Source organism: Lactobacillus helsingborgensis (assembly GCF_000970855.1).
Classification (GTDB): Bacteria; Bacillota; Bacilli; order Lactobacillales; family Lactobacillaceae; genus Lactobacillus; species Lactobacillus helsingborgensis.
In genome coordinates, this window is sequence record NZ_KQ034046.1 from 1,153,943 (window position 1) to 1,167,732 (window position 13,790).

The window sequence follows — 13,790 nt, forward strand, 5'->3', positions numbered from 1 at the left end:
CCTTTCAATATTATTATTTCTTTTTTCTTTTAAAGCTCCTCATCAGATCCTTGGCATTTTGTTTAGCTGCCTGCGTCACGTCACTACCAGCCATCATTTCTGCAATTGCAGTTATTGTTTCTTCCTGAGTTAAAGGCCCGATTTGAGTATAAGTAGCACCATCTTTGACTTTCTTGGCTACCAAATATTTCTGATCTCCCGCAGCTGCTACTTGGGGTGAATGTGTAATCGCAATTACTTGTTTATTTTCACCAATTGAATGCAATTTTTGACCAATTGCCGCGGAAACGCGACCGGAGACGCCAGTATCAATTTCATCAAAAATCATTGTCCCCACTGGTTCAACTTTACTAAAAATTGCCTTCAAAGCCAGAATTAACCGTGATTGCTCTCCGCCAGAGACGATCTTAACCAGCGGCATTAATTCTTCACCGGGATTTGGCGCTATTAAGAAGACAATATTATCGGTGCCCTTCTTGGTAAAAGTCTTAGTTTTGGAAAAATCAATACTAAAACGGGCCTTAGCCATATAAAGATCTGCCAATTCCTGTTTTATTTTCTTTTCCAAAGTGGAAGCGACATTTTTCCTAATTTCATGCAAATTCTGTGCTTCAACTTTTAATTTATTTTCTAGTTCTCCCAGCTGTTTTTGCAATTTTTCTTCATCAAGTCCGCCAGTTTCATATTGTCCCAGTTCCTTTTGTACTTTGGCATAAAATGCAAATACATCCTCTAATGAAGGACCGTATTTTTTCTTTAAACCGTTAAGCAGATCCAGCCTATTTGAAACATACTGAAATCTTTCTTCATCAAAATCCATATCATCTAAGACATTTGACAGTTCACTACGGGCATCACTAATAGCGAAAACTCCGTCATCAATTGTCTTAGCTATATCTTTAAACTTAGACCCATACTCAGCCAATTCATTTGCGGCATTTTGCGCTTTTCCAAGTAAAGTTTCAATGCCGTGATCTTCATCATCGTACATTTGCATTAAATAGTTGGCTGTATTAACAATTTTCTGATAATTATTTAACTCATCATATTCGTCTTCAAGCTCATCATCTTCATGAGGATCCTTTAAATCAGCTTTAGATAATTCCTCATTTTGAAAAGATAAAATATCCTGCTTTTGTGCTAGTTCCTGTGCGTCTTGATGTAAATGATTAATTTGAGCAGTTAATTTTTGCCAATTACTAAAATCGGTTTGATATTGGGCAAGCTCCTGCTTAAATTTGGAAGAAGCGTAATTATCCACCAGATCAATTTGCCTATCCTGATCCATTAAAATTTGTTGATCATTTTGACCGTGAATATCAACTAAATAATTACCCAGTTCGCGTAAAACATTAATCGTAGTCAGTTGACCGTTGATGCGCACGACATTTCTTCCTTTAGCAGCTAATTCACGGCTAATAATCAATTGTTCTTCTGAATCTGGTATACCATATTGTTCACAAAGTTCGGTAATCTTTTTAGTTTCATGGTCCAGTTCAAACAGACCAGTGACCACAGCCTTTTTTTCACCACTACGGATCATTTCCTTTTGGCCGCGACCGCCCATCAATAGTGAAACTGCATCAATAATAATTGATTTACCAGCACCAGTTTCACCAATTAATACAGTCATATTTTCTTGAAAGCGAACCTTCAATGCTTTAATAATGGCAAAATTTTTAATATCCAGTTCAACTAACATATTCCTCTCCTAAAGATTGGCAACGGCCTGTGCAACAATATCTTCTGGTCTCTTAGCCCAGAGCAATTTGCCGCCATCTTTTTCGTCTTTTTGTAAATGAATTAAAAATTCAATATTACCTTTACCACCTTTTATCGGCGAATAATCAAGATCAAGAACGTTAAAACCAATTTCGCATGCTTTTTCTATGGTATGCTCAATTACGCTGCAATGGACGGCATGATCATGAACTATACCATGTTTGCCTACTTGATCAGGACCCGCTTCAAATTGGGGCTTAATTAGGCAAACAGCATCACACTGGTCTTTTAAGATCTGATACATCGGCGGCATAATTAAATCTAGTGAAATAAATGAAACATCTGTCATGGCAAAATCAGGCAAACCATGAGTAAAGTCAGCAGGCTTGCTATAGCGAAAATTTTGCTTTTCCATCACTATCACACGCGGGTCATCACGTAATTGCCATGCCAGTTGGTTATAACCAACATCTAACGCATAGACCATTTTGGCATTATTTTGTAAGGCAACATCTGTAAAACCACCAGTAGATGCACCTATGTCTAGACAAATTTTGTTTGTTAAATCAATTTGAAAAGATTTTAAAGCTTTCGCAAGCTTAAACCCACCACGAGAAACATACTTTTTACCTGATTGTTTGACAAAAAAAGTTTCATCTATTGGAAAATTAGTACCACTTTTATCAATTCTTTGATGATTATGATCAGAAACTAATCCTGCCATAATAGCTCGCTGAGCCTGATTTCGAGAATTAAATATTCCCTGCTTAACTAATAAAACGTCTGCTCTTTGTTTTGTCATTACAGTACCTTTTTATATAAATCAAGAAAGCCAGTCAAAATGTCTGAATTAATGTCTTTTAAGCAGTTTTGAGCATGTGCTATTAATTTATTCAATTCTACTCGGCTTTTGGTAATTCCAAGCAAGGTCAACGTGTTATTTTTACCGCTTTCCAAATCTTTATGTGTCTTTTTACCCGCTTCTGCACTGGTTTCGACTACATCGACTAAATCATCATAAATTTGATAAGAGCGGCCAAAATCTTGAGCAAACTGCAGTAGCAACTCTTTTTGAGAAGGACTGGCATTGCCATGTTCAACAGCCATTTCAACGCAGGCCTTAATTAAACAGCCTGTTTTTAACCACTCCATCTTGTTAATAAAATCAGAGTTATCAGCCACACTTTTGTTATTGGTAGAATCAATATCTAAATATTGACCACCAACCATACCGTTGGGACCAACTGCTTCAGTGATTATTGCCACTAATTTAGCTGAATTGCTTCCTTGTGCTATCCATTTTATGCCCATTGGTAGCAAGGCATCCCCAGCAAGAATCGCTTCGGCCTCACCCCATTTTTTATGGCTAGTTAATTTACCTCTGCGGTAATCATCATTATCCATAGCGGGCAAGTCATCATGAATTAATGAATATGTATGAATTAGTTCAATTCCGCAAGCAATCCTAATTTCTTCATCATTTATTTTAGAATTAATGGCATCTAAAGTTGCCAAAAATAGTAAAGGACGAAGCCTTTTTCCTCCAGCCATTACGGAATAAGACATAATCTGACTAATCTTAGTATCATTAACTTCACTTTTTAAATGATCTGCTAAATAGCTGTCAATAATTGGTGTCCAAGTTGCTTTAAATTCTTTAAAAGTCATAATGATTCTCTTCTATTTTTCTGGTGCTGCAGCGTCATTTGGATCAAGTTTATGTTCCGTACCATCACTGTCAATTAATTTAGCTACAGTTTCTTCAGCTGCAGTTAACTTTTTATTTAAATCACGACTTAGTTTTACACCGGCTTGAAACTGTTCAAGGGCATCTTCAAGCGGCACATCACCTTTTTCCAAATTATTAACAATTGTTTGCAATTTTGCTAATTCCTCTTCAAAATTATTTTTCTTCGTTGTCATTTTTATTTCTCCTAGTTGAACTAATTATAGCTTTGGCTTGTCCGTCTTTGAAATGGATATTGACTTCATCTTTAACTTTGGTCTGGCTAATTGAACTGATCGTTTTATCTGCTCTATCAGTGACATAGGTGTAGCCCCTATTTAAAGTCTTAAGCGGACTATAATCATCTAGTTGCTGAGCAGTTTGTCCCAAAATATTGCTTTTTGCTTGTAAAAAATGTTTGATACTCGTTATTAGCTTTTGCTGACAAAAATCAATCTGCTGCAGTAAAGAAGTTACTTTTTTATTAGGACTAACTGCTATTAATTTTTGGTTTGTCAGCTGAAAATCGTGGCGCCCATTTTCCAACTGGTGCACCATATTATTGTGAAGCCTGTCACGCAGGATATCGAGCGTTTGGGCCTGTTCATCATAAAGTCTGGCAGGTTCGCGCATAATGACAGAATTAGTAATACGAGTTAAAGTGTCGCGGCGCACCCTAATAATATTTTGTATACTGGAAACAAGAGCGTTCTGCAATTGCCTAATACTTATTAATTCATCAGGTATATTTGGTGTAGCATATTCGGCAGCCGCAGTTGGAGTAGCTGCACGCACATCAGCCACTAAATCGCATAGGGTCGTATCCGTTTCATGACCAACGGAGGAAATGACTGGCATCTTCATGTCAAAAACCTGACGAACGACTCGTTCTTCATTAAAGGGCCACAGATCTTCAAGAGAACCGCCACCTCGACCAATAATCATGACGTCGTACTTATCTTTGAACTGAGCTATTTGTTTCATAGCAGCTACTAATGAATCCGCGGCAGTATCTCCTTGAACTTGAGCCGGAAATAAATCAACTTCAGCATGAGGAAATCTTCTATTCACTGTCACCAGAATATCATGAATAACTGCTCCCGAGGCACTGGTTACAACAGCGATATAATCGGGATAATGCGGCAAAGGCTTTTTATATTGCTTATCAAATAAGCCTTCTTTTGCTAATTTCTGTTGCAACTGCTGTAACTGCTCGTATAATGCACCCAGTCCAGCCGGTTCCATCGATTCTGCATAAAATTGATAAGATCCTTGCGGACTATAAACGTTTACATATCCTGTCACATAAACTTTCATACCTTCTTCTGGTTTAAATTTCACTTTATCAAAATAGGAGCGAAACATTACCACATTAATCTTAGATTTTTCATCTTTCAGTGAAAAATACTGGTGTGAATTGCGGCGAAAGCGAAAGTTTGATAATTCTCCTTGAAGAAAAACTTTATGTAAATACGGGTCATTTTTAAACTTCTGTGTGATATAGTAATTTAAATCTGAAACCGTAAGATACTTACTATTTTCCATGTTTTCTCCTTGTCAACTGAACTACCTGCTCCATTAAAGATTCAACTGTCAATGGACCTACTCCACCTGGAACAGGGGTGATATAGCTAGCGACATTGGTTACATGAGCATAATCAACATCCCCTACTATTTTGCCGTTAAAGCGATTTATTCCTACATCTATTATAACAGCACCTTTTTTTACCATATCTGCTGTTACCAGATTAGGCTGTCCTGCAGCAGCAACCAACACATCTGCCCTCTTGGTATATTCGGATAATTTTTTAGTTTTTAAGTGCAGAATTGATACAGTTGCATCCCGCTCAAGCATCATTGCCGCAAGGGGCTTGCCCACTATACTACTGCGACCAATAATAACCACATTCTTACCCTTCAACTCAATATGATAATAATCTAATAGTGTTAAAATGCCATGCGCAGTTGCAGGTTCAACAAAATGGTCACCGCGCCACAAGCGGCCAACATTTGCGGGAGTTAAGCAATCTACATCTTTTTCAGGGTCAATCGCAGCCAGAGCTTCATTTAAGTCAATCTGCCCGGGTACAGGCAATTGAATCATGATACCATTGACTTTTTCTTCTTCATTCAGACAATTTATCAAACTTAGCAGCTCTTTTTGTGTCACAGAAGATGATAATTGAAACAATTTTTGTTTGATGCCGATCTCTTTTGCTCGTCTTTTTTTAGTTTTTAAATAAATTTTACTACTGGGATCATTACCAATATTAATTACGCAGAATAAGGGTTGTATGCCCTCACTTTTTAAATGGGTTACCTTTTGCTTAAGTTTAGTAGCTCGTAAGTCAGCTAAGTGCTTGCCGTCCAAAAGTTGTGCCATTAAGTCTATTCCTTTTCTAAAAAAATAGCCGGCTTAAAGCCGACTATTAGTTATTTTTGAATAAAATTTGCCAACATTCCATTAATAAATGGTTTACTTTTAGGATCAGCAAATTCATCACACAAGTTTAAAGCTTCATTTACTGCAGCTTTGGGCTCAATTTCTTTACTGTACTTTATTTCATATAAAGCAACTTCCAAAATTGCTAACGAGATCTGATTAATCCGATTGATACGCCAGTTTTTTTTCAAAAAACTAGCCAACTCACCTTTTAATTCATCTCTCTTTTCAATTACGCCTTCAATTATTTCTTTGGCATAAGCAGAAAGTTCTTTCAAATCAAGCATTGCAACAGTTTTAGCTTCAACTTCAGCAGCTGAATACTTAACATCCTGATTAGCCAAATACACAGCCTGCATTGCAACTCTACGACTTTGGTGTTGATTCATTTTTACTCTTTTCATCTATGTCAGAAAATAGCTGAGAAGTTCCGCTGCCATCTTCATCTTCATCGTCTGGAAATTCTAAGCCGGTAACATGAACATTAATTTCATTAAGAGTTAAGTCTGTCATCTGCAATACTTGTTGCTTTAAAGATTTTTGCAGATCCATTGCAATCTTAGGTACATTTCTACCCGCCTCAATAGAGACGTAAACATCAGCAACCAAATTGTGTTCATCGTCAATATTTACGGATACACCTTTACCGCGGTCTTCTCTTCCTAAAACGCGATTGATCCCAGACTTGACATTGCCGTGCATTCCAGCAACTCCGTCAACTTTTTCGGCAGCAATGCCCATAATAACTTCAAGAACACTTGGATCTATTTCAATTTCTTCACCGTTATTTTTATCATCTAAGACAATTTTTGAACTATCTGCCATTTTTGTTTACCTCGATTAATTATTTGTTCGCACGAGATACATAAGTACCATCGACTGTATTAATTACTAAAACATCGCCTTCATTAATAAAGAAAGGTACGTTAACGACTAAACCAGTTTCCATAGTTGCAGGCTTACCACCACCAGAAGACGTGTCACCTTTAATATTAGGCTCTGTTTTGGCAACCGTCAATTCAACAGTATTAGGCAACTGAATTCCTAAAGTCTGGCCTTCATGCATAATAACGCTAATTTCCATGTTTTCCTTTAAAAACTTAGCTTCATCTTTTATTTGTTCATTCGGAATTGCTAGCTGGTCATAGGTCTTATTATCCATAAAGACATAACTTGAACCATCATTATATAGATACTGCATAGTTTTTGTTTCAATTTCAGCAGTCTCAACCTTAGCGGTAGAACGGAAAGTATATTCCTGCACAGCACCTGTATTTAAGCTCTTCAGCTTTGAACGCACAAATGCACTACCCTTACCAGGCTTAACGTGTTGAAATTCAACTATACGCCATAAGTCATTATTATACTTAATGGTCAAGCCATTCTTAAATTCGTTAACTGATATCATTGTCATATTGAGTACCTCATCTCCATAATATTATCTTACCAATTAGTAAGCGATTTTACTATAATTATTATTTAACTTTTACAAAGAAATTAAGTTGTCTTTAGGCAAGGTTGACAGTGTTTCAGGAGTTTGATCATGAACCAAAATATCGTCCTCAATCCTTACGCCACCCTTATTAGGCAAATATATGCCTGGTTCAACTGTATGCACCATATTGTTAAGCAATTCTTGTTTGCCAAATGGTAGAGCTGGTTGGCATAATTCGTGAATTTCTAAGCCGATACCATGACCGATACCGTGACCAAAATATTGCCCGTATCCTTGTTCAGTGATATAACTTCTAGCAGCCTGGTCAACATCACTACCATGATTACCTTTAACCGCAGCGGCAATGCCACGACGCTGAGCTTCATGAACAATCTGATATATTTTATGCATTTCCTGGTCGACTTTGCCAACGGCCACTGTTCTGGTAATATCAGCAGCATAACCATGGTAGAAGGCACCAAAGTCAATCACTACCATATCACCATCTTCAATCACTTTGTCACTTGCAACTCCATGAGCCCAAGCAGATCTAACTCCTGAAGCAATAATGGTGTCAAAACTAGGCCCATCTCCACCGTTAATCTTAAAATAGTAATCTAATTTAGCTCCGATTTTCCGTTCTACCACTCCCGGTTTGATTAGTGGCAATATTTCGTTAAAGCTATCCATTGAAATATCAATTGCTTTGCGTAAAGTTTCTAACTCAAGTGAATCTTTAACGTTGCGTACTTTTTCGACTAATTCTTCACAAATCTCAAAGTCAACCTGCGGATTTAACTTTTGCAACTTGTTAAATTCAACAGCTGAAACAAATTCACCTTCAACCAAGACCTTTTTGAGATTTGCTTTCTGCAGCTGCTTTGCAATCTCAACGTCTTGGTCTTCTTTTTTCATTATTACACTAATTTCGCCCGGAGCCTGCGCCTTAATCTGATCATCAAAGCGTGAATCAGAAAGAAGAATACGATCTCCTCGAGTGGTTAAAATTAACTGAGCTTCTTCACCAGTAAAGTTCGTAAGATAACGGTAATTAGCCTGATTAAAAATTAGTAAGCCATCAGCATTTTGCTCTTTTATCAAATCAATTACTTTGCTTATTCGCCTATTAATTAAAGTTAATAATTCATCTTCTTCAGCCATAATTATATTCTCCTGTTGATCTCTCGTGTTTCGTTTTTATCTAAATTTTAACCCTAAAGATATTCAAATTACTATCCATTCTTTTGTAAAATAAAGCAGAAAAAAGACGAGAAGCATATGCTTTTCGCCTTCTTATTTAAGAACTAAATTACTTAGCTTCTTCTTCAACGGGAATAACAGAAACTTGCTTTCTGTATTTATCCTTCCGTTCAAACTTAACTACACCGTTAACCAATGCAAATAAAGTATCGTCTCCACCTTGGCCAACATTTTTACCTGGGTGAATCTTAGTACCACGTTGACGATAGATAATTGAGCCGGCGTGAATAGTTTGACCATCTGCAGCTTTGGCGCCTAAGCGACGACCAGCTGAATTACGGCCGTTAGCAGTAGAACCTCCACCTTTGTGGTGGGCAAATAATTTAAGATTTAAAATATTCATCATTATTTCACCTCTAGTTTAATTCAATTTTTTCAACTGTAACCTTAGTATAAGGTTGACGGTGACCATATTTTGAATGTGAGTGCTTCTTTGGCTTGTACTTAAAAGTAACTACTTTCTTTTCCTTGCCCTGCTTTTCAACTTTAGCAACAACTTTAGCACCTTTAACTAAAGGTGTACCAACTTTAACGTCTTTGCCATCAGAAGTAAGAACTACTTCGTCAAAAGTTACTTCATTACCTTCAGCAGCTTCTAGCTTTTCAACAAAAACACTATCGCCTTCAGCAACTTTATATTGCTTACCACCGGTTTTAATAATTGCGTACATTTACTACCCTCCAAAAATTACTTAGACTCGCCAATCGAGGTGCTTAAAAAGACTTATTGCCCCGAAATGTGCGGTTGCAGATGTGGAGGAAACCACAAATACAACTACTTTATAATACTACTCTGACTAATTGTTGGCAATAAAAAATACCTTCATTGTTAAATAAAATTACAATTATATTTGCCATTTACCGCCATGCACTTTAGCAATATTTTCCGTAACAATAAATGCTTCACTATCAATCGCTCGTGCTTTAGCCACCAGTTGACCATATTCATTAGTGTCAACCACAATAACCAATTGCTGTTTATCCTGGTCGCTATAGCCGCCAACCACATTATATACGGTCAGTCCATCATAGTCGTGCTGCAACATTTGGCGAATTTCTTCCAACTTACTATTACTCATAATGCGCACTTGATATTTTTTATCAAAACCAGTTTCAGTGTAGCGCATAGTAATAGTCGTAATTATTTGAGAAAAGGCTGCCAATAGAAAAGCTTCAACACCATCTACGAAAATATTCAAGAAAATGACTGACATATCAATAACCATTAAGGACAGTGCGGGATCAACAAAGAAATATTTTTTGATGATTAATGGTGGAATTGTTGTCCCTCCCGATGAGGCATTAATCCGGTAAAGCATTGAAACACCAACGCCCATTAAAACGCCGCCATAAATTACAGCCAACATATTATTTGAAGTTAATTTATAACTAGGTGTAATCGCCATTAAAATCGGAATCAAAAAGCTTCCTAATGCTACCTTCTTTAAAGTTTCCTTACCTAAAAACACAGCAGCAAGTATCAGCATTATTGAGTTAACAACAAAAACCGAAACGGAACGGTTAATTCCCCAAACAGCTTCAATTAAGATTGAAATACCTGTAGAACCACCTGCAGCAACATTAATTGGCGCATAAAAAAAGTTAACTGATATTGTAATTATTTCTAATCCAGCTAGAAAGAATAACCAGTATTGCCATGTGTGTGCCTGTTTTTTAGCTTTCATCTCATCTTCCTTCCATAAAATTGTTATTTTATATTGTACAGGAAAAACGCCAAATTATGCAAGAAATGTGGGCTTTTTGATTGGTTAAGGCTATACTTGTTATCTGTCAAAAACATAATAGTTAAAACATTTTCTTAAATTATTAAGAAATTATAAAGAAAAATTTTTTCTACTTATCTGCTAAGCGATAATTAATTGTCTGGTTACCTTCATAAGCGGGAAGACCATTTTCAGCTCGATATAACGCACGTTCAAATGCTTGGTAACCTTTACTTGAACTAACTGCAAACTTAATATGATATTTATTGGCAAATTCACTGATATTCCAGGTACTGTCATGTGCCGCAAAAGCAGTTACCAATATGACAATATCTAAATCTTTTATTTGGTTTTCAATTACTTTTTTCTTACCCTGAAAAGCATCAATTGGAATTGGTATACCATGATAGCGATTAACTACACTTTCAAGTATGGCCTCGTTTTGATTATCACCAACAGCAATTCCAACACGTTGATAATGAAGGTCCATTTCAAGTCGCGGTACTTTAGTATCTTTTGCTTCTTTCTTAGTTTTTTTCTTTCTAATTTGCGGATCTTTGGGCTGTTCAAGTTGATACACCCAGCGTATCTGAATTGCTTCTGCAGGATTTTTCTTCAAGCGCACATCACCATCATACCAAGCTAAATCTACGATAGAGCCATCAGTTAGGCGAATATTTTCGTCCCAATACTTACTTGAATCAACGGGTAAAAGAATTTGCTTACCGTGAATCCGCAATTTTTTACCTTGTGCATTGCGAGTAATTGCCAAATGTCCAGACCTTCCCTGCACCACAGCGTATTTAAAAGTAGAAATGGCATCGACTTCCATACTGGGTAGATCACGAAACCCAACAACTCGTAAAATAGTCGCATCATAGTGCGAATTTTTATCTTCTGGAATCGCTTCGACAATGTCGCCGCTTTTTAAATTCAAGGAATGTATTTGTGATTCTGTTAAAGTAAAAACCGTACGATTACTATCATTAATTAAGTCACAACCCGTTAGTAAACGAATTACTGTATATCTCTTGCCTTTACGGTAGTCCCTTTGAGGCTTTTTTATGGGCGCTAGTGCTTGCTCAAAAACTTTTTTATCAATCAGGTCTTTCGTAGCCGGGGCTGAGTTGAGAGCTTTTTTTAAATCAACTAAATTTTGTCTATATTCCTTATTAATGCTGGGAGTAAGAGTTAGTTGCTGAATAGCGGAAAGGGCTGAATTTTTGGCAGAAAGATCTGCAGTATTGATGATAAAACGCGTCAGACTTTTTAACAGCAAATTAAGTTGTTGGAAATCGACCTCCACGTTGTTTTTAGCACTTTCTGGGCTATTATTTGCATCTGTATCAGCGGTCATACCCAAGATTAGTTTAATTGCAGCCAGTCCGTTTTTTAAGCTTTTCTCATCTCCAGCCGTCTGATTAAGAATTCTTTTTAAATTATTACGATAATCGAACATGTTTATACCTATCTCTTTTGTGATTTACTTTAGTATAGCAAATGCAAAAAAGCCCAGCGTAGTGCTAGGCTTAAAGTCAAAAATTTTTACTAGAAAGCTCCACCACCGGAACCTCCACCGAAGCCACCGGACGAACCACTGGAAAAGCTGCTTGACCCGGTAGATATACTATCGTTAAAGCAAGAATCAAAGTTAGCAGAAAAGCTATCTTTGCCGGTATTAGAAACAAAACCATAGTAAAAGTAATCACTACGTGCCAGTTCTTCTTGAGTGAATTCTATTTTCAGTTCTTTCATTACTTTATTGGCTAAGCCAAAAGCAACGGCATAAGGCATGATATCCTCCCACAAAATGAGATCACCAACATCCCTCATCTTAAACTTACCGATATCTTTTAGCATCTTTTTGAAACCACGTATCTTTTCAGTTTCAATTTTTCCTTTTTCTGAATAAATACCAGTCTGCCTGATAATGAAAATCAGCGCTAGCAAACTCAAAATCAGAATCAAAGCCTCGCCAAAAACTATCACTAAGATAAATTTAAGTGAGCTCATGAGAGCTACTACCGAAGCAGCGAAACTGATGACCATCATTAAAATTATGATAGCTATATTTTTATTTTTACGATTTATTAATGAATCGGGCAAATATATTTGCTTTTCTTTACTATCAAAATAATCTCCTGCCCAAAAGTCAAAATCATTGCCTAATCTCTTACCATGATATTTTTTCAAGGCTTGAGTGGTAAAACTAGTTCCATCCCCAATCTTGTTAAAGAGTGTTTTCATTAACCTGCTTTCTTCGACAATACTTTCGTCTATCGCGGTTATCCGATAATAAGTTTTAAGATGGGCTTTATAATCTTCAATCCTAATTTTTTTCTGTGCTGCCAGTTCCATCAAATAAGCGGTAAACGCGCGATTATCCGGCTGTTTTGCAGTATCCAAAATTTGCGCTAATATTGGATTCACATCAGGTATTTCATAGTTATGGGCTAGTTCGCGAATTTTGCGGGGCATAAAACCAATTTTTTTGGTCCTAAAACCCTTAATGATACCTAAAAGTCCTGCAATTAGACTCACAGCAATTAGCCAGAGACTTCTTCTTACCCCTTTTTTTTGCTTTAATTCCGTATTTCGCGCTAACTCTTTCTCCTGCTTTATCACTGCCTGACGGTGATTCTTACCTTTGACATTTTGATTGTTGGCAGTAATTTTAGGAGGGAAAATAGTATGAACTTCAATACCCATGTCACCAGCGAGATTTTCAGCTGTCATGACAATTTTTCCTTTTTGAGGATTAACTTGCAGATGACCATCGATTGGTCCGTGGGCCCATGCTTTTAGACCCTTTACAGGCCCTGGAAAAATAACACTGGCTCTGACATAGTCCAAATCCCTATCCCAGCCATTGCCGATAATCTTAAAGTTAAGTTCAGCAACATCACGATAATTGGTAATAGCATTAGAGATGCGATAAAAATAAGTAACGGTGAAAAGGCGGTTACTTTTTATTTTATGAAATACCTTAAAACGGTAGCCCTTTTTACTATTTATCAGGTCATAATTATCAGTTTTGTGTGCCTTCTTTTGACCGTCCTTTACTATCACTTTGATATCGTCAATCTTCTGATTTGATTGCAGATTCTGACGATAATAAACACCATTGGCAGAGCTGTTAAATTTATAGGTGATTGCCCTTTTCATCGACAATGAACCATCAGAATTCACTTTAGCAGTAGTAATGTTTTTAGCAATATCATAATCAACATCTGCTTTTGCTTCTTGTCCAGAAACAAAACAAAATAAAAGAATTCCTATAAGAGATATCAGTTTTAGAATTTTATGTTTCATGCTTTTTCCTATCTTTTTCTCTTCACTTTTCTTTATTATACAGATTATAAATCACAATTAACAAATCAATTTTCCTCCTTTCTTTTTTATCATCAATATTAGCTTTAAAAATAAGTTGAACAAAAAAGAAATTTCCGGTTGCAATTGCAAAAACTTTTCTCTATAATA

At 36.5% G+C, this 13,790-nt stretch carries 15 protein-coding genes and 1 other annotated feature; all 15 genes read right to left on the reverse strand.

Features of this window, described 5'->3' with window-relative positions:
• Positions 1-13 precede the first annotated feature (13 nt).
• The 15 genes from recN to JF73_RS05415 all read right to left on the reverse strand — a co-directional run bounded on the left by recN (position 14) and on the right by JF73_RS05415 (position 13,622).
• The gene (recN, locus tag JF73_RS05345) at positions 14-1,702 is read right to left on the reverse strand and encodes a DNA repair protein RecN (RefSeq protein ID WP_046327272.1); all 1,689 of its coding nucleotides are present in this window, start codon (positions 1,700-1,702) and stop codon (positions 14-16) included.
• Between the two features lie 9 nt (positions 1,703-1,711).
• Positions 1,712-2,524, reverse strand: coding sequence for a TlyA family RNA methyltransferase (locus JF73_RS05350; protein ID WP_046327273.1), 813 nt, complete (start codon positions 2,522-2,524; stop codon positions 1,712-1,714).
• On the reverse strand, positions 2,524-3,390 hold the full coding sequence (locus JF73_RS05355) for a polyprenyl synthetase family protein (protein WP_046327274.1): 867 nt from the start codon (positions 3,388-3,390) through the stop codon (positions 2,524-2,526). Before JF73_RS05355 ends, JF73_RS05350 begins: the two co-directional genes overlap by 1 nt.
• 12 nt (positions 3,391-3,402) lie before the next feature.
• Positions 3,403-3,645 carry an exodeoxyribonuclease VII small subunit gene (locus JF73_RS05360; RefSeq protein ID WP_046327275.1) on the reverse strand — a complete coding sequence of 81 codons (243 nt, stop codon included), beginning with the start codon at positions 3,643-3,645 and terminating at the stop codon, positions 3,403-3,405.
• On the reverse strand, positions 3,626-4,993 hold the full coding sequence (gene xseA, locus JF73_RS05365) for an exodeoxyribonuclease VII large subunit (RefSeq protein ID WP_046327276.1): 1,368 nt from the start codon (positions 4,991-4,993) through the stop codon (positions 3,626-3,628). The genes JF73_RS05360 and xseA overlap by 20 nt, the downstream gene beginning before the upstream one ends.
• Complete coding sequence (locus JF73_RS05370; protein ID WP_046327277.1) at positions 4,983-5,831, reverse strand: tetrahydrofolate dehydrogenase/cyclohydrolase catalytic domain-containing protein; 849 nt, start codon at positions 5,829-5,831, stop codon at positions 4,983-4,985. Before JF73_RS05370 ends, xseA begins: the two co-directional genes overlap by 11 nt.
• A gap of 50 nt (positions 5,832-5,881) precedes the next feature.
• Entirely contained in the window at positions 5,882-6,280 is a 399-nt protein-coding gene (gene nusB / locus JF73_RS05375) for a transcription antitermination factor NusB (protein WP_038523160.1), read from the reverse strand.
• Positions 6,258-6,716, reverse strand: a complete 459-nt coding sequence (locus JF73_RS05380; RefSeq protein WP_046327278.1) for an Asp23/Gls24 family envelope stress response protein — start codon at positions 6,714-6,716, stop codon at positions 6,258-6,260. Before JF73_RS05380 ends, nusB begins: the two co-directional genes overlap by 23 nt.
• A gap of 19 nt (positions 6,717-6,735) precedes the next feature.
• Positions 6,736-7,305, reverse strand: coding sequence for an elongation factor P (gene efp, locus JF73_RS05385; protein WP_038523166.1), 570 nt, complete (start codon positions 7,303-7,305; stop codon positions 6,736-6,738).
• A 72-nt stretch (positions 7,306-7,377) separates the two neighbouring features.
• On the reverse strand, positions 7,378-8,487 hold the full coding sequence (locus tag JF73_RS05390; RefSeq protein WP_046327279.1) for a M24 family metallopeptidase: 1,110 nt from the start codon (positions 8,485-8,487) through the stop codon (positions 7,378-7,380).
• A gap of 148 nt (positions 8,488-8,635) precedes the next feature.
• Positions 8,636-8,935, reverse strand: a complete 300-nt coding sequence (gene rpmA / locus JF73_RS05395; RefSeq protein ID WP_276308982.1) for a 50S ribosomal protein L27 — start codon at positions 8,933-8,935, stop codon at positions 8,636-8,638.
• 7 nt (positions 8,936-8,942) lie between these two features.
• Entirely contained in the window at positions 8,943-9,257 is a 315-nt protein-coding gene (rplU, locus tag JF73_RS05400; RefSeq protein WP_038523174.1) for a 50S ribosomal protein L21, read from the reverse strand.
• 13 nt (positions 9,258-9,270) lie between these two features.
• Positions 9,271-9,343: a sequence feature (ribosomal protein L21 leader region), on the reverse strand.
• An 88-nt stretch (positions 9,344-9,431) separates the two neighbouring features.
• On the reverse strand, positions 9,432-10,271 hold the full coding sequence (locus JF73_RS05405; RefSeq protein WP_046327280.1) for a YitT family protein: 840 nt from the start codon (positions 10,269-10,271) through the stop codon (positions 9,432-9,434).
• Between the two features lie 169 nt (positions 10,272-10,440).
• A complete protein-coding gene (locus tag JF73_RS05410) occupies positions 10,441-11,769 on the reverse strand; it encodes a DUF2325 domain-containing protein (RefSeq protein WP_046327281.1) in 1,329 nt (442 codons plus the stop codon).
• An 89-nt stretch (positions 11,770-11,858) separates the two neighbouring features.
• Entirely contained in the window at positions 11,859-13,622 is a 1,764-nt protein-coding gene (locus tag JF73_RS05415) for a DUF2207 domain-containing protein (RefSeq protein WP_046327282.1), read from the reverse strand.
• Positions 13,623-13,790 lie beyond the last annotated feature (168 nt).